Here is a 23,826-nt window from a genome sequence, read left to right on the forward strand (position 1 = left end):
TTAGAAATTTTTAATTTATTATTAGAACACAGTTTACGGGATGATGAGATCACAATCTCATATCATAAAAAAAATAAACTGGTTAAGGAGAAGCAGCAAACAGATCGTATTTAAAAACTGTTTTGCATAGCATGCAAACTTTAAAGCGGGGTATTAGTTTTTTGTTCATAATAGCAGCAAGTTTAAATTCGTTACACAAAATTGCGCCATTATTAAGGCTGTTTCCTAATAAAGAGCTACGCCAAAAACTCTACATAAAAAATTATAGTTATTGAATTTCAATCAGTTAAAATAAAATGAGCTTACGTCAGATTGATTTGAAAGGTACTTTGCAGTATTTAAAGATTGTTGCGTTACCTTATTTGGGTAAAGTATAAGGTTGTACTAATGTTATATATTGTATTGAGTACTTCAATTATAACAATGGCTTCATTACTTTATTACTGCTATTATTTAAACAGTGCAGTATTAATCTTAAAAGAATAACAGTATAAATGAGTAAGCAACTCATTGTGAAAGTGTAAAAAAACAGTATTTCACTACTTCAATTATACGCCAACACTACTACAATGCTGTAAAATTAACCACGCAGGCTAAACCTCTTTATGGCTTATTTAAAATTGTTCTAAATTGCTGTTTAATGTTTTTTGTAAGATTGCTGATATGAGAATTTTTCTTTCCATCTTATTCTTTTTACTTATCCATGTTGTTGGCTTTTCTCAAAACGCAATGGGAATACCCGACATTATTAATTATCCCAAACAGCTGTATAATGCTGGCACCCAAAGCTGGGATGTAAAGCAGGATAAAAATGGCATTCTGTATTTTGCCAATAATGATGGCCTGTTAACTTTTGATGGTTACTACTGGAAGACATTTAAAATGCCTACTAAAACAAGAATGCGCTGTGTGGAAATTGGAAAGGATAATAATATATACGTTGGTGCCCAGGATGATATTGGTTTTTTTGCACCAACCGAAAACGGTAAGCTGGTTTATCAGTCCTTAAAAAAATTATTGCCGGAAAGCGAACAATCGCTGAGTGAGATATGGGACGTAGTAAGTTATGGAGGTGATATTTTTTTTCGGTCGGATGTAAAAATACTCCAATACAGGAATAACAGTTTTATTATACACAAGCCATTATCGCAATGGCGCTTTTTAGGCGTGAGCAATAACCTGTTACTGGCACAAGACAGAAAGAATGGATTATTTGCTTTTAAAAATGGCAAATGGGAACCACTGATTGAAGCCGCTAAATTTCCGCCAGAGTTTTATGTAAGTGCATTCATCCCTATTGGAAAAGACAGCTCACTTATTATTACCGTAAAAAACGGTTTGTATATTCTTACTGGCAACAACCAGTTAAGTCAATTTTTATCAACCGATCTTTCTGCGATTACAGATAAGCTGGTATTTGGTGCCTGCATTATTGATAATGGCCGTATTGCAATTGCTACAAGATTAAACGGCTGCTTTATCATTGATAAAAAAGGAACGATCATTAATCATTTTTCAATAAGGGAAGGATTACAAAACAGTAATGTATATAATATTTTTGCCGACAGAAGCAATAACCTGTGGCTATGCCTGGATAATGGGATTGATTTTATTGCATACAATAGTGCCATTAAACATATTTATCCCGAAATACAAAATAATGGTTCGGGATATACCTCTATTATTTATAAAGATGCTTTATACCTGGGCAGCTCCAACGGGCTTTTTAAAAATCCATTACATAAAATCTCCGATCTTAGTTTTGAAAACAGTGCCTTTGAACCGGTATCCAATACCGGTGGCCAGGTGTGGAGCCTTACAGAATTGAATGGCCAATTATTAATGGGCCATCACGAAGGTGGTTTCTCCATAGAAAATAATACCGCAAAATTATTAAGCAACTGGACAGGCTTCTGGACATTCAAACCCATTTCCAACATCCCTCCCAGCCCAATTATTGTGGCAGGTAATTACAGGGGCATTAGTTTTTTTAAATACCAGGATAAAGTTTTAAAAAATATCGACTCTAACAGGTTGCTGGAATCCTCAAGATTTTTAGAAGTAGCTAATGATGATAAAACCGTTTGGGTGGGACATCCTTACAAGGGCTTGTATAAATTACAATGGAACAATAACAATGAAATAAAAATAAAACAATACACGCCCAATAATGCACCGCTCGGCATCAACCATAATTTTTTGTATAAGATCAGAAATAATATTATGCTCACCACCGAAAAAGGAGTTTATGAATACAATGCCAAAACAGATTCTTTTGAAGTGTCGAAATTTTTTAGTGGTATTTTAAAAAACATTCCCATCAGTTATTTAAAAGAAGCACCCGGTGGAAATATTTGGTTTGTAAGCCGTGCCAGTGTTGGCGTGATAGATATGTCGGCATCAACACCTAAAGTTTTTTTTATTCCGGAGCTATACAATCATTTGGTAAGTGGCTTTGAACACATTAACCCGATAGACACAAAAAATACAATTATTGGCGGAGAAAAAGGTTTTTACCATATTAATTTTGACAAATACAAAAGCAATGTAAACAAAACCATTGCAGTGCATATTTCCACCGTACTGGCTATTGGGAAACAGGACAGCTTGCTTTTTGGTGGTTATTTTGGCAACGTAAATAACATAAAACAGGAAGCATCCAAAATACCCGGCATCGCTTACAGCAGTAACTCTTTTCATTTTGAATATTCCTCTACATTATACGGGCAGCAGGCCAATATTGAGTTCAGCTATTTTTTAAAAGGCTTTGATCAAGAATGGTCGGACTGGTTAAAAAAAACAGAAAAAGATTATACCAACCTGCCTGCAGGCACTTACAGTTTTTTAATTAAATGCAGAAACGGAACGGCTAACGAATCTGCTGTAAGCACTTATACATTTCATGTGTTGCCGCCCTGGTATCAAGCCTGGTGGGCTTATGTTATTTATGTTTTGTTGTTTGCAGCCGGAGTGTATTTATGGTATAAGCAGCAGCAACGAAAATTTTTAGCGCAACAAAAAGAAAAACTAAAAATACAGCAACAAAAACACGTGGAAGAACAAAGAGACCTGCAATACCAGCACCAGCTTGAAATAGAACAGAATGAAAAAGAGATCATTAAATTAAAGAATGAAAACCTGCAAACACAAATAGAAAATAAAAATTCGGAACTGGCCACCAACGCCATGAGCCTGGTACAAAAAAGTGAACTGTTATCTAAGATAAAAGATGAACTTATTGTACTTAAAAATAATTCGGAGGCGGGTAAGGAATCAAAAGAATTTAAAAAAGTAATTTCCATTATTAACAAAGAACTGGAGATAAGTAACGACTGGGACCAGTTTGCAGTACATTTTGACGAAGTGCATACCAACTTTTTAACCACACTCAAAAAAAATTACCCTGCTCTCACATCTTCCGAATTAAAACTTTGTGCTTACCTGCGGCTTAATTTAACCAGTAAAGAAATTGCTCAACTCATGAATATTTCCATCCGTGGTGTAGAAACCAGCAGGTACAGAATTAGAAAAAAATTCGATTTGTCTGCCGAAAACACTTTGTTTGATCTGCTATTTTCGATAGGAAATAATCAGTAAATAATATCATTAGTATATGACTATTACAGAAAGGAAAAAGAAAAAAATACTACAAGCCATTATATTTTGTATCACTTTCTTTTACTGGATGCAGATTGTACATGCACAACAAAAAAAAGGCCCGGTTCCATTTAAAGTTATTGCATTTTACACAGCTCAAAACGACCAGGCGCATATTAGTTTTGTGCATGAAGCCAATAACTGGTTTCCTGCAATGGCAAAGCAATATCATTTCATTTATGACTCTACCTCCAATTGGAACAACCTTAACACTGCATTTCTTTCGCAATACCAGGTAGTTATTTTTTTAGATACCAGGCCGCAGGATTCCATACAAAGAATAGCTTTTGAAAAATACATGAAAGATGGTGGCGCATGGCTAGGATTTCATTTTTCGGCATTTGCATTAACGCCTTCTTCTTATCAGCAAAACTGGAACTGGTACCATAATGATTTTTTAGGCTCTGGAGAATATTCCAGCAATACCTGGCGGCCAACATCAGCAATTTTACGAGTGGAGGATAAAAAATTCCCTGCCACAAAATATCTGCCTGATACCTTTTCATCTGCACCTAACGAATGGTACAAATGGAAAAACGACCTGCGAAAAAATCCTGACATTAAAATATTGTTATCCATCGACACTTCCAGTTTTCCATTGGGTACCGGGCCAAAACCTTACGAAATTTGGCATAGCGGATATTACCCTGTTGTATGGACCAATAAAGATTACAAAATGCTTTATGTAAACATGGGACATAACGATATAGATTATGAACACCGCACCAATACCACATTATCTTTTACTTTTAGCAATACGCTTCAGAATAAATTAATTATTGATGGTTTATTATGGTTGGGAAGCAGAAACAAAAAAAGATAATTATTTTTCACCGAACGGCTTTGTTGGTTTTGCTGTTTGTGGTGTACAGTATCTATCTTATAATGAACACTAATGAAAATTAAAACAAAATTTAAGGTTGCTTTTAATAGTGATGCAGGTATAAAAAAACGGCATAATAAATTTGGTATTTCCCTGGGGAATTGACTTTTGACGGATTTGCAGTTCGAACTATTCGTATCAATGAATCTGTGCGGCTGATATATTGTATGAGCATAGGTTTTAGCGAAAATAAAAACAGGACAAACCAGAATAATTCCAATTTGTCCTGTCAAGTCGGGATGACAAGATTCGAACTTGCGACCCCACGCCCCCCAGACGTGTGCGCTACCGGGCTGCGCTACATCCCGAAACAGTAATGGTATTGCTGATTTTACCGGAGGGCAAAAGTAATTGAAAATTTCAACTTTAAAAAGTTCAACTTATCTTATCTTAGCGCAACTTTTTACTGCATGAAGGTTTTAATAAAGCAAGCTAAAATAATTTCTTCCTCCTCTCCTTTTAACGGGCAAACTAAAGATATTTTAATAACCAACGGTATAATTACTGCCATCGGCGATGCTATCAGCGAAAAAGCCGACCAGCAAATTGAACAGCCGGGTATATGCATTAGTATTGGATGGATGGATATTTTTTCCAACTTTGCCGACCCTGGTTTTGAATATAAAGAAACCTTAGAAACTGGTGCTAAAGCTGCGGCTGCAGGCGGTTTTACCGATGTGATGGTAATACCCAATACCAACCCGGTGGTGCACAGTAAATCGCAGGTGGAATATATTATTCAAAAATCAAAATCATTGGCTGTAAATATTCATCCGATTGGTGCAGTTACTAAAAATGCTGAGGGAAAAGATCTGGCTGAAATGTACGACATGCACCAATCCGGTGCTGCAGGATTTGGGGATGGCGTTAATTCAATACAATCTTCGGGCATAATGCTAAAAGCATTGCAATATGTAAAAAGTTTTGATGGTACGGTAATACAAATTCCGGATGATAAAAGTATTGGCACAAACGGATTGATGAATGAAGGAATAATTTCTACCCGTTTAGGTTTGCCGGGCAAACCAACTATTGCCGAAGAATTATTAGTGGCAAGAGATATTAAACTGGCAAGATATGCGGACAGTAAATTGCATTTTACCGGTGTATCTTCTGCAAAAAGTGTAGAGTATATTAAAAGAGCAAAAGATGGAGGGCTGCATGTTAGCTGCTCGGTAACGCCTTATCATTTATTTTTTACCGATACCGATATACAGCAATACGATACCAATTTAAAAGTTACTCCGCCATTAAGAACTGCAGCAGACAGGCAGGCTTTATTAAAGGCTGTTGCAGATGGAACGGTGGATTGCATAGCGTCGCATCATTTTCCGCAAAACTGGGATAGTAAAACTTGTGAGTTTGAATATGCTAAAGAAGGCATGATTGGATTAGAAAGTTTGTTTGGTGTGTTGGGGTCAATGGTGAATAGTGGATGGTCAATTGCTGCATTAGTTGAGATGCTGACTATCAATCCACGTAAAATATTTGGAATAGAAATACCTGAAATAAAAGAAGGCGCTGCTGCATGTCTTACAATATTTAATGCAGATGAAGAATATATTTTTGAGGAAAAGATGATAAAATCAAAATCGAAAAACACGCCTTTTATTGGCAAAAAATTAAAAGGAAAAGTAATTGGCATTATTAATAAAGGAAAAATTGAATTGAATTGAATATGAAAAATATTTCGGCAAGAAATAAGGGATTAATAACGGGTATTATAATGATCATTATTTCAGTGAGCATTTACCTGGCCAAGAAAAATTTTGAGAACAACTTACAATATATAACCTATGCCACTTATGTTGCCGGTATTTTATGGACTTTATTTTCGTTTAGAACCGCAACCGGTAATACCGCCACATTTAAACAATATTTTGCAGAAGGTTTTAAATGTTTTATTGTAATAGCGTTGCTCATGGTGGTGTTTACAGTAGTATTTCTTTTGCTTCATCCAGAATTAAAGGAACAGATGGTTACCCTGATGACGGAGGAACTAAAAAAACAAAAAGACATTACACCACTTGATATTGAAAATAAAATTGCGTTTGCAAAAAAAGCGTTTTTTCCAAGTTTAGTAATGGGAGCTGTATTTTCATACCTTGCAATTGGGGCCCTGGTAACTTTAATTGCTTCAGCTTTTATAACTTCACAAAAGAAAAGTTGATTTTTAAAAGATGATTTGCATTGAAGGCGTTGAATAAAGAACAGCAGTACAAGAGTGCGACGCCAATGAAGATGAGTTAAGAAATATTGCTGGGTTCAAAAAGAATTTTATAACATAATAAATGCCCTTTAGGGGATAGGGGATGGATTTATCAATTGTAATACCACTTTTTAACGAAGACGAATCTTTACCGGAGCTTTGTGCCTGGATTGAAAAAGTGATGCATGCCAATAATTACAGTTACGAAATTATTTTGGTTGATGATGGCAGCACGGATGAATCGTGGAATGTAGTGGAGCAACTCCGCAGCGTAAACGCAAATATAAAAGGGATAAAATTTCAGCGTAACTATGGAAAAAGTGCTGCACTTAACGAAGGCTTTAAAGCAGCGCAAGGCGATGTAATAATTACAATGGATGCCGATATGCAGGATAGCCCTGATGAAATTCCGGAGTTGCGTAAAATGATTATTGAAGATGGTTTTGATATTGTAAGCGGATGGAAGAAAAAACGTTACGATAATACGCTGACTAAAAATATTCCTTCAAAATTATTTAATGCAGCAGCAAGGCAAAGTTCGGGTATTAAATTACACGATTTTAATTGCGGATTAAAAGCTTATAAAAAGAAAGTGGTAAAAAGTATTGAAGTGTATGGCGAAATGCACCGTTATATTCCCGTACTGGCAAAATGGGCAGGCTTTAGAAAAATTGGAGAAAAAGTTGTAGAGCACCGTGCCAGAAAATATGGTGTAACCAAATTTGGATGGGAGCGTTTTGTAAATGGCTTTCTCGATTTATTTTCTATAACTTTTGTGGGCAAGTTTGGTAAAAGGCCCATGCATTTTTTTGGGCTGTGGGGCACCTTGGCATTCTTATTTGGCTTAACGGTTTTTGTTTACCTTACCATTTCAAAATTTTTTTTAGATAAAACCGGCATGACGCAAAGGCCGCTCTTTTTCTTTGCAATACTGGCTATGATCATTGGTGTACAATTATTTTTAGCAGGATTTATTGGTGAGCTCATCGCAAGAAACTCTTCTGAAAGAAACAGCTATTTAATTGAAGAAAAAGTTGGGTTATGAAGATCATCATTATTGGCCCGGCGCATCCGTTACGTGGCGGCGGTATGGCAACTTTTAATGAAAGGCTTGCCAGGCAGTTTATGCAGGAAGGACATGAATCTATCATTTATACTTTTTCTTTACAATATCCATCATTTATTTTCCCCGGCACATCGCAATACTCTACCGAACCTGCTCCAACCGATTTAAATATTAAAGTTTGCATTAACTCTGTCAATCCACTCAACTGGATTAAAGTGGGCAATCTAATTAAAAAAGAAAATGCCGATATCATTGTTGTACGATACTGGTTGCCTTTAATGGGACCATGCCTGGGAACAATTTTACGCATTGCCAAAAAAAATAACCACAGTAAAGTAATATGTATTGCAGATAATATTGCTCCGCACGAAAAACGTTTTGGAGATAAACCTTTTACCAAATACTTTGTAAAGCCTGTAGATGCTTTTATTACCATGAGCGAAAAGGTGATGGAGGATTTAAAAATATTTGATAATAAAAAACCTGCAGCATTAGTTACGCATCCATTGTATGATAATTTTGGTGAAAAAATATCTAAAGAAGAAGCAAGAAATAAATTAGGTATTGGCATGGATGAAAAGATAATGCTGTTCTTCGGCTTTATAAGAAAATATAAAGGGCTTGATATTTTATTGGATGCAATTAAAATATTGAAATCTTCGCACAACTCCCCTTTAGTGGATGGGGGCAAACTGTTAATTGCCGGTGAATTTTACGGCGACAGAAAACCCTACGATGACCAAATTGAAGCACTAGGCATTAAAGACAACCTGATTTTACACACGAGTTTTATTACCGACAGCGAAGTAAAATATTATTTATGTGCTGCCGATGTGGTGGTACAACCTTACCGCAATGCAACACAAAGCGGCGTTACTCCCCTCGCCTATCATTTTGAAATTCCTATGATCGTTACCAATGTTGGCGGCCTGCCTTCATTGGTACCCGATAATAAAGTGGGCTTAGTTGCCGAACCTAACGCAGCATCAATTGCAGAAAAAATAATTGAATATTTTAATAAAGGCGAAAATTATTTTTTGCCTCATCTTATTGAGGAAAAGAAAAAATTAAGCTGGACAAAATTAACAGGCACAATACTTGAGCTTGCTAAATTGTAAAGTAACTTACATAAAATAATTAGCCCGATGATATTCAGAAGCAAAGCTCCACTTCGTATTGGCCTGGCCGGTGGCGGTACCGATGTTAGCCCTTACAGCGATCTGTTTGGTGGCGCCATATTAAATGCCACCATATCATTATCGGCTTACGCAACAATAGAAATTTTAAAAGAAAATAAAATTATTTTACAGGCCATCGACCGCAACGAAGCACAAAGCCTCGACTTTGAAAAAGAATTGCAGCTTGATGGAAAATTAAATTTATTGAAAGGTGTTTATAACCGCATTCAAAAAGATTATGATTTACCAACAGGCGGTTTCAGGTTAACCACTTTTGTAGATGCGCCTGCTGGCTCGGGCCTTGGCACTTCATCAACTTTAGTGGTAGCCATATTAGGCGCTTTTAAAGAGATGCTTAAAATATTTTTAACCGAATACGAAACTGCACAATATGCTTATGCCATTGAAAGAGATGATCTGCAATTGGCAGGTGGCAAACAAGACCAGTATGCAGCAACATTTGGTGGCGTAAATTTTATGGAATTTTCTAAAGACGATAAAGTAATTGTAAATCCATTGCGTATTAAACCGCAGCATTTGCATGAGCTCGAAAATAATTTAGTGTTATACTATACCCAAACCACCAGAGACGGTGCCACCATTATTACAGAGCAGGTAAACAATGTAAATAAAAAAAATAAAAAAAGTATTGAAGCCATGCACCAGTTAAAAACGCAGGCCAATATGATGAAGGAGGCATTGCTGAAAGGTCGCCTGGATGAAATGGGAGAAATATTAGATTATGGTTTTAAACAAAAAACTTTAATGGCCAGTAACATCAGCAACGATGCGATGGAAACTATTTACGCCGCAGCAAAAAAAGCAGGTGCAACCGGCGGAAAAATAAGCGGTGCAGGCGGTGGCGGCTTCATGATTTTTTATTGCCCCGGCAACACCCGCCATAATGTTATTGAAGTATTAAAAACTTTTGGCGGCGAAGTAAAAAAATATTCTTTTGTTGATTATGGATTAACAACCTGGAGTGTGTAAGATTTTTTTGCAGGGAAACTATTATGGAGGAATTAAATACTCAATGATCAATATTTAATGTTCAAATTTCAATAAAATGCAGCAGCATTTAATTCATTACAATATCTCTAATGAAGCCAAAAGTTTTTATACTATGCATTTCCATTGAGTATTGATTATTGAGAGTTGATTATTGAATATTTTTTGTGCCAACTTTAGTAATTCTGCTCATCATCGTGGAGTTTATGCTGAGGAACGAAGCATCGCACTCTTTTACTACATACCTTTGCTGAACTTTACAGACCATTTACTAATCATTTTTTATAAAAAATATGACTGATAAAATAAAAAATATAATTGAAGCATCTATTAAAGTAAAACAGCAGCTTCTACTTAATGGTGAAATAATAAACACAGTAAACGATTGCGTTAATGTAATGGTTACGGCTTTTAAAAACGGTAACAAAGTATTGTTTTGCGGCAATGGTGGCAGCGCTTCCGATGCACAGCATTTAGCAGCCGAATTCAGCGGCAGGTTTTATAAAGACAGGGATGCATTACCGGCAGAAGCATTGCATTGTAATACCTCTTACCTAACAGCGGTGGCTAACGATTACAGTTACGATGTTATTTACAGCCGCCTGGTAAAAGGCATTGGCAACAAAGGCGATGTACTGGTTGGTCTCTCAACTTCTGGTAACAGCAAAAATATTGTTGCTGCATTTGAAACAGCAAAAGAAAAAGGTATAATCACAATTGGCTTCACCGGCGAGAGTGGTGGCGTGATGAAATCCATGTCAGATTATTTATTAAACGTGCCTTCCTTTGATACACCACGTATACAGGAAAGCCATATTTTGCTGGGTCACATTATTTGCGAAATGGTGGAAGAAAAATATTTTACCCCCTCCGCCCCCTAAAAGGGGAACTAACAAACACTCTGATGGTAACAGAAGCAATTATTTTAGCAGGCGGTTTGGGTACAAGGTTACAAAGCGTTGTTGCTGATGTACCCAAATGTATGGCGCCGGTAAATGGTATTCCCTTTATTAACTTTGTAATTTCTTATTTAAAAAAAGAAGGTGTAGAAAGATTCATTTTTTCACTGGGCTATAAAAGCGAAATTGTAATTGAATACATTAATAAAACTTTTACAAATATTGATGTTGAATATGTAGTAGAAGGTAAGCCATTGGGTACCGGTGGCGCTGTAAAACTGGCCTGCAGCAAAGTAAAAGGCACAGATGTACTCGTTGTAAATGGCGATACACTATTTACTATAAATATTAATGACTTTACGGGAGTACATAAAATGAAAGATGCAAACGTTACCATTGCATTAAAAGAAATGAAACATTTTAACCGCTATGGTGCAGTTGAAATAGATACCAACTTTACTTTACAGCAATTTAAAGAAAAACAATTTTGTGAAAAGGGTTTTATAAATGGAGGAATTTATGCTTTAAATGTAACTGCATTTTTAAGCGAAAATTTACCGGAAGTATTTTCTTTTGAAAACGATTTTTTAGAAAAGAATACCGGCCGCATAACTTTCTGCGGCCTGCCCTGCGACAATTATTTTATCGACATTGGAATACCTGAGGATTATAATAAGTTTATTGATGATTATAAATTAATACAATTTCATAAAAAAATTAAAGGATCCCCTGGCACAAACAATTTTATTGGCGAAGTATTTTTTGAAGGATTGTTTACACTGCTGGATTAAAATACAATTATCATTTATCCTTAATTCATTTTATAAAAATATACTTAGTGGCAATTAATTTAAACGAAATAGATAAAACCTGGACCTTATTTTTAGACCGTGATGGTGTTATCAACCACGAAAAATACCTCGACTACATACACACGTGGGATGAATTTAAATTTTACGATGGCGCTAAAGTAGCCATTCAAATCTTCACTCAAAAATTCAACAGGGTTATAATTGTTACTAATCAACGGGGTATTGGTAAAGGTGTAACCAAAATAGAAGATGTTGAAATTATCCATAAAAATATGATTGCTGATGTTGAAGCCGTGGGTGGTAAAATTGATGCAGTATATTTTTGTCCGGATTTGGAAAGCGATAACCGTAAGCCAAACCCCGGCATGGGCCTGCAGGCCGTAAAAGATTTTGCCGATATTGATTTAAGCAAAGCCATAATGGTGGGTAATACTTTAAGCGATATGCAGTTTGGCCGCAACCTGGATATTAAAACTGTTTTCCTTACAACCACAAGACCGAATGTGGATACCAGTGATGAACACATCGATGCTGTATATCCATCTTTAATTGCTTTTGCCTTAGATCTATAATTTTTTTCTGTGAAATCTGTCACATCGGTGGTAACCCTTCCTAAGTTTTAGTTAAAATTAATTTACATACAATAATTTTACACTTCAATTGTTAAATGATTAACTAATTTTACGCATGAAGCAACTGGTAACCTTACTGGCACTAATTACAATTTTTAATTTTTCGTTTGCACAGCAGCTTACAAAAGCTGATGCAAAAATTTTAAAGCAAAGAGAAGACTCCTTAAAAAAATATTCCGTTAAGTTAATACAGGGCATAAACGCTAAAGACCGTTTTGATGCCGACAGTATGTTTACCCGGGTTTTAGTAAGGGCATTAAAAATCCCCGGCTCCTTCTACTACCCTTTCGATTCGCTGGAAACCATTTCTAAATTATATGCGCCAGACAGTACGTTTAAAATATTCACCTGGCAAATGATGATCAACGATAATGTTATACGCCAGCATGGTGCTATACAAATGCGTACTTATGATGGTTCTTTAAAACTTTATCCCCTTATTGATAAAAGTGATGTCACCATAAATTTGGTGGATACTGTTGGCAATAACTTTGGCTGGATTGGTGCAGTGTATTATAATATCATTCAAAAGAAAAGTGCCAATCAAAATTATTATACACTTATAGGTTACGATGAAAATAATATCCGCAGCAACAAAAAAATAATTGAGGTCTTACATTTTAATAATGGCGGCCCAACGTTTGGCGGCCGTTATTTTAGTTTTGAAGAAGATTCTGTTTTTAAAACTTCCATTGGCCGTTACATAATGGAATATAAAAAAACTTACGGCCCTAAATTAAATTACGATGCAGAAATGGATATGATTGTGGTAGAGCATTTAGTTTCGGAAAGTAATGAGCCTAATAAAAAATGGACATTAGTGGGTGATGGCGATTACGAAGGCTTTAAATGGAAAAATGGTAAATGGATACATGTAGAAAAAATATTTAACCAGGTAACTCCACTGGGCCAGGCGCCTGTACCCACACCCATCCGTGACCCCAACGGAAATTTGGATGAAACCAAATTAAAAGATGCCGAAGGTGAAGAGGTAAAACCTGCGGAAGAAAAAATTAAACCAGCCCCAAAACCAAAAGCAGTTCCCAAAAAGAAAAAAGGAAAGGGATAAGCTTGCGCAGCTTTAAAATTCGCTTTTTTATTAAAATGTTTGGGCAAAGCTCAATAAAGGTATGCGGTACAAGTGAGTGACACAACGATGGTGAGCAGAAGTTCTAATGCCCGGCTCAAAAAAATATTCAATATTCAATGCTCAACAATCAATACTCAATGAAAATGCATAGGATTAAAACTTTCAGTCCCATAAATAAACGCAGTAACAAATTAAATGCGCTTGTATTTCATTGAAAATTGAACATTGAATATTGAGTGTTGAATATTTAACTTCTCCATAATCGGCTGGTCAAATTTATAAGCCTAATCATTCAGCTTCAGCACCGCCAAAAACGCTTCCTGCGGCACTTCCACATTACCGATCTGCTTCATTCTTTTTTTACCTTCTTTTTGTTTTTCTAACAGTTTGCGCTTACGGCTTATATCGCCACCATAACATTTTGCAGTTACATCTTTACGCATGGCGCTAATGTTTTCCCTTGCAACTACTTTGGCGCCAATGGCAGCCTGTATAGCAATTTGAAATTGCTGACGGGGTAATAACTCTTTCAATTTTTCGCAGAGCTTGCGGCCAAATTCGTGTGCCCGGCCACGGTGTATCAATGCACTTAAGGCATCTACTTTTTCGTTGTTCAGTAAAATATCCATCTTTACAATATCACTCGGCCTGTATTCTATGGGGTGATAATCGAAAGAAGCGTAGCCTCTTGTTATACTTTTTAGTTTATCGTAAAAATCAAAAACAATTTCGGTAAGTGGCATTTCAAAACTAAGCTCCACCCGTGATTGCGTTAAATAACTCTGGTGCGTTAATATGCCACGTTTGGTAATGCACAACGTCATAATGTTGCCAATGTATTCGGGCTTGGTAATTATTTGTGCTTTAATAAACGGCTCGTCAATATGATCGATACGTGTAGGGTCGGGCATTTCGGTAGGGTTATTAACCGTTATCACTTCGCCTTTATTGGTGGTAGCAATAAAACTTACGTTGGGTACAGTGGTAATTACAGTTTGGTTAAACTCCCTTTCCAAACGTTCCTGGATAATTTCCATGTGCAGCATGCCTAAAAATCCGCAGCGGAAACCAAAGCCTAATGCCTGCGAAGTTTCTAATTCAAAAGTTAAAGATGCATCGTTCAGTTGCAATTTATCCATGCAATCACGTAGCTCTTCAAAAGCATCCGTTTCTACTGGAAAAATTCCGGCAAAAACCATTGGCTTCACATCCTGAAAACCTTTTATAGATTCAGTAGCACCATTTACAGTGGTGGTAATAGTATCACCCACTTTTACTTCTTTAGCCACTTTTATACCTGTAATAATATAGCCAACATCTCCTGCTCTTACTTCGCTTTTTGGCTCCATGCCCAATTTTAAAATACCTACTTCATCGGCACCATATTCTAAACCGGTATTGCTAAATTTAATTTTATCGTTCTTCTTTAATGTGCCATTAAAAATTCTGTAGTAAACAATTATTCCTCTGAAAGAATTGTACACACTGTCGAAAATTAAGGCCTGCAGCGGTGCAGTAATATCGCCTTTGGGTGCAGGAATACGTTCAATAATAGCGGTTAAAATTTCTTCAATACCTATACCGCTTTTACCGCTGGCTAATAAAATTTCTTCGGGTTTGCATCCAATTAATTCAACAATCTGATCGGTAACTTCCGGTATCATCGCCCCGTCCATATCAATTTTATTGATCACGGGTATTATCTCTAAATTATTTTCAATTGCAAGGTACAAGTTGCTGATAGTCTGGGCCTGAATGCCCTGGCTGGCATCTACCAAAAGCAGTGCGCCTTCGCATGCGGCAAGGGCACGGCTTACTTCGTAACTAAAATCCACATGGCCCGGAGTATCAATTAAATTAAACACATACTCCACTCCCTTCCAGTTATAATTAATTTGAATGGCGTGGCTTTTAATAGTAATACCTTTTTCCCTTTCCAGGTCCATATCATCCAGCACCTGGGCCTGCATATCACGTTCGCCAATGGTGTGTGTAAATTCTAACAAACGGTCGGCAAGGGTACTTTTTCCGTGGTCAATATGGGCAATAATGCAAAAATTTCTGATGTTCTTCATGTATCTATAAGCTTTGAGCTGTTAGCGGCCAGCATATACCTCACCGCATTTTTTTAGGGGGCGAAGGTAGTTGATTTTGGTGGATTTTTTTGGGTTACGGGCATTAAGGCTTTGGTCATCATCGTTGTGTCACTCCCTTGTGCGGCATACCATTGGGGAACTTTAATTATGTTTTGTTGAAGAAAATACTTCAGTAAGAAAAATAAAAAAACTATAATTGAAAATTATCACCTGGAACTGCAATATGGCTTACAGAAAAAAAGCCGGTTTTATTTTAAAGCATCAGCCAGATATTTTGATTGTTCCGGAATGTGAGCATCCCGATAAATTAAAATTTAATAAAGATACCCCGGCTCCCAAAAGCATTTTATGGTACGGCACCAATCAAAACAAAGGCATTGGTATTTTCTCTTACAGTAATTATAAACTTAAATTATTAAAAGTTCATAACCCCGATATAAAATTTATTTTACCGGTAGCAGTAACAAACGGGGCATTTAGTTTTACGCTCTTTGCTATTTGGGCTTACAACCCTTTGGATAAAGATTATAATTACATAGGCCAGGTTTGGAAAGCCGTCAACCATTACCAACGTTTACTCAAATCAAAAAATGTAATTCTTGCAGGCGACTTTAACAGCAATGTTTTTTGGGATAAACTAAAACGTAAAACCAATCACTCCATGGTAGTAGAGCAATTATCGGCGTTGAATATTTTCAGCACTTATCATTCGCATCTTAATATTGCACAAGGCGCCGAAGCACACCCAACATTTTTTTTGTACCGGCATCTTAACAAACCATACCATCTTGATTATTGTTTTGCCTCCGCCAATCTTTTAAAAAAAATAGACGCTGTAGAAATTGGAACACATGAAGATTGGGCAAAACACAGTGACCATAGTCCGTTGATTGTGTCCTTTAAAGTTTAAGCTCAGGACGTCATCCTGCAGCCACAGCCGAGGCTCGTGTATTCACGAACCATCTTCGATTTTTATGAATTCACAATTTTTACCACTGTTGCTGAATTGCAAATGCGAAATTATTTGTAACAGAAAAATGGTTCGTTAAGACATGAACCCGGACAGAGGGAAATTTTCATTTGAGATGCTTCAAATCCTCCGCCATAAAATTGCAGCATTGCAAATCCACACATGCAGCAATAAAAAATTACCACTTTAGGGTATTTGAATTTATTTTTTGTTGTTGTACGTTTGATTGCTTCCCTTTATTTGAGCCATAAGATTTATTTTAAATCAACCGGTTATGGATCATCAATATTATAAAATTCTCATTTTTTCATTATGGATATTGCTGCCCATACTGCCTGCTTTTATTTTGTATAAAAATTTGCCCGGTAATTTAATTGCAGTAAGCGGCCCTTTTAAAGGTTTAAAAGTAGATATGGCCGGTGCTTTTGCAGGCTATTTCCTTTTATTTATTGGATGCTTTCTTTTAGTAAAACAAATGATTTTTGAAAAGCCCGACCGGTATGAAGTGTGGACTGTTAAAGCAATGGTGTACGATGAAAATGGGTTTCCTCTGAGTAAAAGAAAAAATAAACCCGATGTTTCTATAACGCCACCTGCAGATATTGATAACGGCATTTTTGAATTTCATATTCCGGTAGAAGTAAACAGCGAGTATTATAATTTTCCTTCCATAAGTTTTACGGCTTTCAGTTCAAGAGATGCTGCCGACCTCCGCACTTCTGATATTGATATTAAATACCTGCTTTCTCCAGATGTAAAAAAAGGGCAAAAGAACGGTTATTGGAATTACGATTATGCAGGAAAAATTTTAACGTACGATTCGGCAGTTAGACTTGTAAAAGTAATAGCACCCGATGAGGAAAACAGCAAAAATATTTTAGTAGTTGATTCATTTTCAACGCCAAATCAATGAATATGAAAAAGATTATTTTATCAATTGCAGTCTTATTCTTTTTTTTGGCAGCAGCAGCACAAAAAAGTGCAACCGGCATTATAAGGGGTAAATTGTATTACGATCTGGGGAGTAAAAAAAGTAAAACAGGCGCCGACCTTAGAATTTATCTTATACCAAAAACTGCCGCCAATACATCTGTGGTAAAAAATGCTAGTGCATATACTGCTTCATGCGATGAAAAGATGTTGTGCTCAGCTAAAAATTATAAGGTAACCATTTCTGATAAAGGAGGATATTATTATTTTACCAATGTAACACAGGGAATTTACCTGATAAAAATATGCACATATTATGGAGGTTATTATTCATTTACTATTAAAACAAATTTCAAGGGCACCATTAATTTGCCCGATTTTGAAGTTGACCCACCGGTAAGATAAAAGCGGGCAAAGTTTTACAACATCTCATTTTCAAGTAAATAAATTCCCCATTTGCAGTATTGCAAAACCGCCTTCAATTTATTAATATTACGGGATAATATTTTATATGCCGGGTAAACTGCTGCATACTTTTATTTTTTGTTTTACAATAACTGTAAACTATGCACAGGGAAAACTGCAAGTAAAAAACAACAGCAATGGCTTGCAGTATGGATTTTCGGTAAAGGCGCAACTTGAGGTTAGCACAGTAAAAAATACACAGGCACCACATGTAAGGCTGGCACTTGCCGGAGGTATTGGTTCATCATTTATTGATAATAATATTTACCCCACAATTAATGGAGAGCTGCAACTGTACAACAATGGTCTGGGCAGCAGTAAACCCGGCAAAATAAAACCAGGGCTAAAAGGTGTAAACTTAGATTTTGTTACCGCACTCACCCTTACTGCCGGCGTAAAAGATTTTTTGCAGCAAAACCGGTTGCATCTTTTTATAAACCGTAATGTACCGCTCTATTATTTTGCCGACTTTGGTTTGCCTGCATTAAAAAACCCTTTTGCCTATTCTTTTTCTATCGGTACTAATTTTATTTTTAATACCGATGGAGATAAAAAATTTCAGCGTACCGGTTTTGTAAATTTTCATTTTTCCCGTTTTCAAATTTCTTATTCAAATGATGGAGGGGTACCGTTCTCTAATATTTATCTCGGCGACAGAAGAGACAGGTATTACACCGGCAGTGTATTATTCAGTTATCATGGCAAACCTTATACCGCCGTTAATTTGGTAGAATTAAGTTATCATAAATTTACCGGCTACACACAAAACTCTTTTGAGGCCAGCAATCAGTTTGATTTTGCTTATGTAAATTATAAAAAAGAGGAGCAGCGTTTTTATAATAAAAGTATGTTCACACTAAATGTTGCCAACCCGGTAAAAGGGTATGGTGTAAATTATAAGCTGTACAACAAAACAAAATGGGATGTACAGCATTTAATACACTGGTCAATATTTAATTCGTACCATATTGTACCCTATAAAGAACATGGTGCTTTTAGCGGTACTTATTATCAATCGCAAACAATTATTGGTTTAAAATGAAAAAAATAATTGTCATATTATTTGCCTTACTGTTATTTTTTTCCTGTGCAAGAAAATACAGCATTACTTCTGTATTTCGCAAAGGTGTACCTGCGGATATGCAGCAATGGAAATTAGACAGCAGCTATCATTTGTACATAAGGGAAGTTTTTTTAGATACCACCAACCCCGGTGATAAATCGGTTAAAAATAATAATGAAATTTTTAGTACTTCAGATAAATTAATTGAAATAGAATATTTATTATTCTCACAACAAAGTGGCAGGGCAGTATATATTGCCACCATACCCGATAAATATTTGAGCTACTATGCAAAAAAAAGGAAATATCTGCCGAGGCAATATTTAAATGCTTACGATTTCAGCACTTTTCGCTTTGGAAAAAAAACAGGTAACGACAACGAAATTGTTTTTGCAAATACCAAACACAGTGATACCTGGAAATATACAATAGAAGACGATAGTGTTTTACACGTATATGAAGTGATAGAACGGATTAACGGCGATGCAAACGTATATTTAGTAGATGAAGCACTGAGCCGTAAAGCAAGTTTTATAAAATTAGTCAATTATAAAATTGCTTTTAGAAATATGGATAAGGAACGCAAACTTGAAAAGAAAAAACTGGGGAGAAAGCCCGATGAACGTTTTAGTAAAGACAGTATTATTTATTACCGAAATGATGGCGGTAAATACAGTATCTATTTCAGGTTTAATAAACGCCTGCCAAAAAAATATAAAGATTCCACCATTAGTTTTGGAAATAACCGAATGGTAAATGTCCCTTTTCAATAAGGTGAATGGAGAATTGTAAATGTTATCAATTCTAATTCCCATAACCAATATTTAAAACTTATCAGTAAAAATTGTTAAGTGAGTATTGTGTTTACAACATTGCATATTTCAGTTAATTCCTGAAGTTTAAACGCTTACAATTGATTAATTATCCTGCCGGATTATTGTTTTGAGTAAATTTTTCAACTACTGAATTGGTAACTGTCTCAATTCCAATTTTGGGCAACTGTTTCATGATGGATAATAAAAATTTTCTTGTTCAGGCATCCTAATTGTTTTGTTATACGTATATAGGTTTATTGCGGCTTTTTACCTACTTTTAAGAATACAAATTATTTATGTGCTGAATTTTAAAACCTTTTACAGTAAACTGTGGTATGGTTTTGCAAAGCAAATTTTCTTTGCCGGCATTTTAATATACTCCACTCTTTCTTCATTTGCACAAAGCTGTCCTTTTAACATAGATTTTGAAGCTGGTTCTTTTACCGGGTGGGTCTGTTACACCGGTGGTGTTGCAGCAGTTGGCGGCCAAAATGTAATTTCACTAAATCCTTCCGGAGCAATAAATGGAAGGCATACTATAATACCTTCTTTTCCCGGCGGGGGTGTAGACCCTTTTGGCGGGTTTCCTGTAAATTGCCCTAACGGTAGCGGCAACTCTATTCAATTAGGTAATACAAGCGGCGGTGCCGAGGCTGAAGGTATTTCTTATGAGTTTACCATTCCTGCAGGTGAAAATGAGTACAATTTAATATATCATTATGCGGTGGTTTTTCAGGATCCCAACCACCAGCAAAATGAGCAACCCAGGATGGAAATAGAAATTACTAACGTAACTGACAGCAAAGTAATTACCTGCTCTTCTTTTGCTTTTTTTCCCTTTGGAACACCTTTACCCGGGTTTCAATTATCAGATAATCCGGGAGGTAATACACCGGTGTATTATAAAAACTGGTCGGCAGTTTCTATTAATTTAGATGGTAATGCAGGCAAAACAATCCGCTTGTTTTTTAAAACCGCCGATTGCACTTTCCGCAGGCATTTTGGTTATGCTTATATTGATGTAAACTCCGAGTGCAGTGGCAGGTTTGAAGGCGCTTCTTTTTGTCCTGATGATTCATCAGTTAATGTAATTGCTCCTTATGGTTACCAAAGTTATACCTGGTACAACAGCAATTTTTCACAGGTATTGGGCAATCAACAATCACTTACATTTACACCACCTCCACCAACAAGCACAACCGTGGCAGTAGTATTGGTGCCTTATAACGGTTATGGCTGCCTTGATACATTATATACAGAAGTGATAGATAATTTAGTGGTAGTAGCCGATGCAGGCAGAGATACAGTTTCCTGTAACCATGCGCCTGTACAAATTGGGTCGCAGGCAAAATTAGGAGTACGTTATCAATGGTCACCAACGGCAGGTTTATCAAATCCCGATATCGCAAGCCCCATTGCTACACCCAATGTAACAACAAAATATGTTGTTACTGCAAGAAGCAATGGCGGTGGTTGTCTTAAAACAGATACGGTGCTTGTAAAAGCCGCATTGGTAAGTGACAAAATACAATTATTAGGCAAAGCAAATTATTGCATTGGCAGTGGCGATAGTGCGGTGCTGGTGGTATCGGTTGCGGATAGTGTGCAATGGTTTAGAAATAATAGTGCTATACCCGGTGCCCACGACACTGTTTACAGAGTTACACAAACGGGTTCTTATTATGCTGTTTTATTTGGTGGCTTTGGCTGCTCTTTAAAAACGGTTGCACAGCAAATAACTATTACATCGGTACCTGTTTCATCATTTGCAGTTAATAAACCCAACCAGTGCCTTTTTGGTAACCAGTTTGTTTTTGCAAATAGCAGCACCAACGCAGTGGGTGCAATGGAGTACAGATGGATATTTGGTGATGGTGCAGAAGCCACCACAAGAGATATTACGTACACTTATAAAAAAGCTGGTGTATTTACTGTAAAATTAATTGTAAGCAGCAATACCATTTGTGCCGACAGTACAATGTTTACTGTTAGTGTTTATCAAAATGCAGTTGCCGCATTTAGTGCCGAACCAACCTGTATAAACCTGCCTGCTAAAATTACCAATACCACATTTGATACATTGGGTTCTCCCATAACTTATTTATGGACTTTTAGTAACGGCCAAACCTCATCACTGCGTAACCCGCCGCCACAGGTTTATACATCCGCCGGAAATTATAATGTTAATTTATCCGTTAGTACTGTACAATGCCCATCGCCTGTACACAACACCAAACATGTTTTGGTTATTGAAAAGCCAAGGCCAGGTATTACTTATCCTTTAGATTATGCAGTAATTAATTTACCACTCGATTTACATGCCCGGCAAATTGGCGAAACTGTTTTATGGAGCCCTGCCATTAATTTAGATAATGCCACAAGTTTTAACCCTGTATTTAAAGGCAATACAGAACAAATGTATGCCATTGATATTACTACCAAAAGTGGTTGTGTTACTACCGACAGCCAGATGGTTAAATTAGTTAAGAGCATTGAAGTGTATGTGCCCAACGCTTTTTCGCCTAACGGCGATGGAAAAAATGATGTGCTGCGGCCGGTAATGTTCGGTATAAAACAAATGCGATACTTTAGAATTTTCAACCGCTGGGGGCAAATGTTTTATCAAACACAAACCACTAAAGAGGGCTGGGATGGCACTTTTAAAAATGCCAAGCAGGAAATGCAAACAATTGTATGGATGTTTGAAGGTGTTGGCGTTGATGGAAAAATTTATAACAAGAAGGGAACTAGTGTGCTGCTGCGGTAATTTATCCTTTTTAGTTATCATTATTAATTTACCACTAATCTTTATTATTTACTGCTGATATTTTTTTATACGTACAAATGCATATTTGTGTTTATTATTGAGGTGTAAATGGTAAACCATATGCTGTCTGCTTTTAACTCTCAAAAATTTCGCTTCTGGTCTTTTATATCAATGGCGTTATTGGTTTATGTGCATGGCTATAATTTAAACCAGGGTTACCTGCAACCATGGACGATGCCCGGCGAACGCTTAACCTTCACCAGCTTTACAGAGTATTTTTTATCAAACGGAATTTTTCGTTTCCGCATTCCCATGCTGTTTATTATTTCGGGGTATTTATTTGCCACGGGTGATGATAAACCATACAAGCAAAGAGCGGGCAAAAGGGTAAAAACATTATTGTACCCTTATTTAATATGGAGTGCTGTTGGTTTACTGCTAACGTATGTACTGGAATTTTTTCCGTACAGCCGTAATGTAGTAGCCGCAACACACATGATGCAGATTGACGACACCAGGTTGTTATTGCACCAGTATTATTGGTACGAGGTAATTGCACGGTGGATATTTTTTCCTGCAAGCTACCAGCTTTGGTTTATAAGAGTTTTGTTGATCTATAATTTAATGTATCCATTGTTGCGTTGGTGTGTTACACATCTGTTATTTAAAAAGATTTTCTTTTCTGCTGCAATTTTATTTTGGCTTGCCACCGGTGGATTAATTTTAATTGAAGGCGAAGGCTTATTGTTTTTTTCTTTGGGCATCTGGATGCAGAAAACAAATTTTAATATTGATGAACCGGGCAAATGGGTACAACCAAAATACTGCATGATTGTTTTTATTGGCTTATCTGCAATAAAAACTTTACTGGCTTTTACTGCAAATTTTAATGGCATAGAAATAGTGTTGCTTATAATGCACAAGCTGGTAGTGCTAAGCGGATTAATTTTTGCCTGGTACGGTTGTAATAGCTTAGTAAGCTATTGCATGAGTAAAAAATGGTTTGTATGGCTTTGTGCTTTTTCGTTTATGATTTATGTGTTGCATGCACCATTGGTTGTATATGCCACCAAAGCAATTTTTTTACAAATAGATAATTGGTATGCTTACCGGTTGCTTACTTATGTAGTGTTACCTTTTTGCCTTATTGTACTTGCTGTAGTTTTGGGAGCGCTTCTTAGAAAATTTTTGCCAAAGGTTTATAGCTTTATAACGGGAGGAAGAGGGTTGTAAGATTTTGATTTTCTTAAAACTACTTTACTAATTTTCTTTCGGTATTAAAAGCC

The 23,826-nt window shown here is 36.4% G+C and carries 19 protein-coding genes and 1 tRNA gene; 18 read left to right on the forward strand and 2 right to left on the reverse strand.

The window, feature by feature from the left end:
* Positions 1-663 precede the first annotated feature (663 nt).
* Positions 664-3,597 carry a ligand-binding sensor domain-containing protein gene (locus ACY651_RS02075; RefSeq protein ID WP_462249216.1) on the forward strand — a complete coding sequence of 978 codons (2,934 nt, stop codon included), beginning with the start codon at positions 664-666 and terminating at the stop codon, positions 3,595-3,597.
* A gap of 16 nt (positions 3,598-3,613) precedes the next feature.
* Positions 3,614-4,480: a ThuA domain-containing protein gene (locus ACY651_RS02080; RefSeq protein ID WP_462249218.1), complete on the forward strand. Its 867-nt coding sequence runs from the start codon at positions 3,614-3,616 to the stop codon at positions 4,478-4,480.
* 294 nt (positions 4,481-4,774) lie between these two features.
* On the opposite strand, the gene ACY651_RS02085 is transcribed toward ACY651_RS02080, so the two are convergent.
* A tRNA-Pro gene (locus tag ACY651_RS02085) sits at positions 4,775-4,848 on the reverse strand.
* 102 nt (positions 4,849-4,950) lie between these two features.
* Here ACY651_RS02085 and ACY651_RS02090 point away from each other — a divergent pair.
* The 9 genes from ACY651_RS02090 (at position 4,951) to ACY651_RS02130 (ending at position 13,413) form a co-directional block, all read left to right on the forward strand.
* A complete protein-coding gene (locus ACY651_RS02090; RefSeq protein WP_462249220.1) occupies positions 4,951-6,216 on the forward strand; it encodes a dihydroorotase in 1,266 nt (421 codons plus the stop codon).
* A 2-nt stretch (positions 6,217-6,218) separates the two neighbouring features.
* A complete protein-coding gene (locus tag ACY651_RS02095) occupies positions 6,219-6,710 on the forward strand; it encodes a DUF4199 domain-containing protein (RefSeq protein ID WP_462249222.1) in 492 nt (163 codons plus the stop codon).
* Positions 6,711-6,852: 142 nt separating this feature from the next.
* The gene (locus ACY651_RS02100) at positions 6,853-7,794 is read left to right on the forward strand and encodes a glycosyltransferase family 2 protein (protein WP_462249224.1); all 942 of its coding nucleotides are present in this window, start codon (positions 6,853-6,855) and stop codon (positions 7,792-7,794) included.
* Positions 7,791-8,933, forward strand: coding sequence for a glycosyltransferase (locus tag ACY651_RS02105; protein WP_462249226.1), 1,143 nt, complete (start codon positions 7,791-7,793; stop codon positions 8,931-8,933). Before ACY651_RS02100 ends, ACY651_RS02105 begins: the two co-directional genes overlap by 4 nt.
* A gap of 27 nt (positions 8,934-8,960) precedes the next feature.
* Positions 8,961-9,983, forward strand: coding sequence for a GHMP family kinase ATP-binding protein (locus tag ACY651_RS02110; RefSeq protein WP_462249228.1), 1,023 nt, complete (start codon positions 8,961-8,963; stop codon positions 9,981-9,983).
* A 311-nt stretch (positions 9,984-10,294) separates the two neighbouring features.
* Positions 10,295-10,882, forward strand: coding sequence for a D-sedoheptulose 7-phosphate isomerase (gmhA, locus tag ACY651_RS02115; RefSeq protein ID WP_462249230.1), 588 nt, complete (start codon positions 10,295-10,297; stop codon positions 10,880-10,882).
* A gap of 23 nt (positions 10,883-10,905) precedes the next feature.
* Positions 10,906-11,691, forward strand: a complete 786-nt coding sequence (locus ACY651_RS02120) for a nucleotidyltransferase family protein (RefSeq protein ID WP_462249232.1) — start codon at positions 10,906-10,908, stop codon at positions 11,689-11,691.
* A gap of 47 nt (positions 11,692-11,738) precedes the next feature.
* On the forward strand, positions 11,739-12,284 hold the full coding sequence (locus ACY651_RS02125) for a D-glycero-alpha-D-manno-heptose-1,7-bisphosphate 7-phosphatase (RefSeq protein ID WP_462249234.1): 546 nt from the start codon (positions 11,739-11,741) through the stop codon (positions 12,282-12,284).
* 115 nt (positions 12,285-12,399) lie between these two features.
* Complete coding sequence (locus ACY651_RS02130) at positions 12,400-13,413, forward strand: hypothetical protein (protein WP_462249236.1); 1,014 nt, start codon at positions 12,400-12,402, stop codon at positions 13,411-13,413.
* A gap of 305 nt (positions 13,414-13,718) precedes the next feature.
* Here the strand turns inward: ACY651_RS02130 and lepA are convergent, their stop codons facing one another.
* A complete protein-coding gene (gene lepA, locus ACY651_RS02135; RefSeq protein ID WP_462249238.1) occupies positions 13,719-15,509 on the reverse strand; it encodes a translation elongation factor 4 in 1,791 nt (596 codons plus the stop codon).
* A gap of 217 nt (positions 15,510-15,726) precedes the next feature.
* On the opposite strand from lepA, the gene ACY651_RS02140 reads away from it, so the two are divergent.
* From ACY651_RS02140 to ACY651_RS02170, 7 genes are all read left to right on the forward strand, one after another.
* Positions 15,727-16,440, forward strand: coding sequence for an endonuclease/exonuclease/phosphatase family protein (locus tag ACY651_RS02140; RefSeq protein WP_462249240.1), 714 nt, complete (start codon positions 15,727-15,729; stop codon positions 16,438-16,440).
* Positions 16,441-16,774: 334 nt separating this feature from the next.
* Complete coding sequence (locus ACY651_RS02145; RefSeq protein ID WP_462249242.1) at positions 16,775-17,413, forward strand: hypothetical protein; 639 nt, start codon at positions 16,775-16,777, stop codon at positions 17,411-17,413.
* Between the two features lie 2 nt (positions 17,414-17,415).
* Positions 17,416-17,835: a hypothetical protein gene (locus ACY651_RS02150; protein WP_462249244.1), complete on the forward strand. Its 420-nt coding sequence runs from the start codon at positions 17,416-17,418 to the stop codon at positions 17,833-17,835.
* A gap of 106 nt (positions 17,836-17,941) precedes the next feature.
* Positions 17,942-18,937, forward strand: coding sequence for a polymorphic toxin type 23 domain-containing protein (locus ACY651_RS02155; protein ID WP_462249246.1), 996 nt, complete (start codon positions 17,942-17,944; stop codon positions 18,935-18,937).
* Entirely contained in the window at positions 18,934-19,731 is a 798-nt protein-coding gene (locus ACY651_RS02160) for a hypothetical protein (RefSeq protein WP_462249248.1), read from the forward strand. Before ACY651_RS02155 ends, ACY651_RS02160 begins: the two co-directional genes overlap by 4 nt.
* A 340-nt stretch (positions 19,732-20,071) precedes the next feature.
* Positions 20,072-22,540, forward strand: coding sequence for a PKD domain-containing protein (locus ACY651_RS02165; RefSeq protein ID WP_462249250.1), 2,469 nt, complete (start codon positions 20,072-20,074; stop codon positions 22,538-22,540).
* A 120-nt stretch (positions 22,541-22,660) separates the two neighbouring features.
* Positions 22,661-23,773 (forward strand): acyltransferase family protein, encoded by a 1,113-nt coding sequence (locus ACY651_RS02170; RefSeq protein ID WP_462249252.1) that lies wholly within the window; start codon positions 22,661-22,663, stop codon positions 23,771-23,773.
* Positions 23,774-23,826 lie beyond the last annotated feature (53 nt).

This window comes from Ferruginibacter sp., assembly GCF_031391665.1.
Classification (GTDB): Bacteria; Bacteroidota; Bacteroidia; order Chitinophagales; family Chitinophagaceae; genus Ferruginibacter.

Coding starts and splice junctions, on each gene's coding strand:
- ACY651_RS02075 (WP_462249216.1), top strand. CDS start 664: ATGAGAATTTTTCTTTCCATCTTATTCTTTTTACTTATCCATGTTGTT.
- ACY651_RS02080 (WP_462249218.1), top strand. CDS start 3,614: ATGACTATTACAGAAAGGAAAAAGAAAAAAATACTACAAGCCATTATA.
- ACY651_RS02090 (WP_462249220.1), top strand. CDS start 4,951: ATGAAGGTTTTAATAAAGCAAGCTAAAATAATTTCTTCCTCCTCTCCT.
- ACY651_RS02095 (WP_462249222.1), top strand. CDS start 6,219: ATGAAAAATATTTCGGCAAGAAATAAGGGATTAATAACGGGTATTATA.
- ACY651_RS02100 (WP_462249224.1), top strand. CDS start 6,853: ATGGATTTATCAATTGTAATACCACTTTTTAACGAAGACGAATCTTTA.
- ACY651_RS02105 (WP_462249226.1), top strand. CDS start 7,791: ATGAAGATCATCATTATTGGCCCGGCGCATCCGTTACGTGGCGGCGGT.
- ACY651_RS02110 (WP_462249228.1), top strand. CDS start 8,961: ATGATATTCAGAAGCAAAGCTCCACTTCGTATTGGCCTGGCCGGTGGC.
- gmhA (WP_462249230.1), top strand. CDS start 10,295: ATGACTGATAAAATAAAAAATATAATTGAAGCATCTATTAAAGTAAAA.
- ACY651_RS02120 (WP_462249232.1), top strand. CDS start 10,906: ATGGTAACAGAAGCAATTATTTTAGCAGGCGGTTTGGGTACAAGGTTA.
- ACY651_RS02130 (WP_462249236.1), top strand. CDS start 12,400: ATGAAGCAACTGGTAACCTTACTGGCACTAATTACAATTTTTAATTTT.
- lepA (WP_462249238.1), bottom strand. CDS start 15,509: ATGAAGAACATCAGAAATTTTTGCATTATTGCCCATATTGACCACGGA.
- ACY651_RS02145 (WP_462249242.1), top strand. CDS start 16,775: ATGGATCATCAATATTATAAAATTCTCATTTTTTCATTATGGATATTG.
- ACY651_RS02150 (WP_462249244.1), top strand. CDS start 17,416: ATGAAAAAGATTATTTTATCAATTGCAGTCTTATTCTTTTTTTTGGCA.
- ACY651_RS02155 (WP_462249246.1), top strand. CDS start 17,942: ATGCCGGGTAAACTGCTGCATACTTTTATTTTTTGTTTTACAATAACT.
- ACY651_RS02160 (WP_462249248.1), top strand. CDS start 18,934: ATGAAAAAAATAATTGTCATATTATTTGCCTTACTGTTATTTTTTTCC.
- ACY651_RS02170 (WP_462249252.1), top strand. CDS start 22,661: ATGCTGTCTGCTTTTAACTCTCAAAAATTTCGCTTCTGGTCTTTTATA.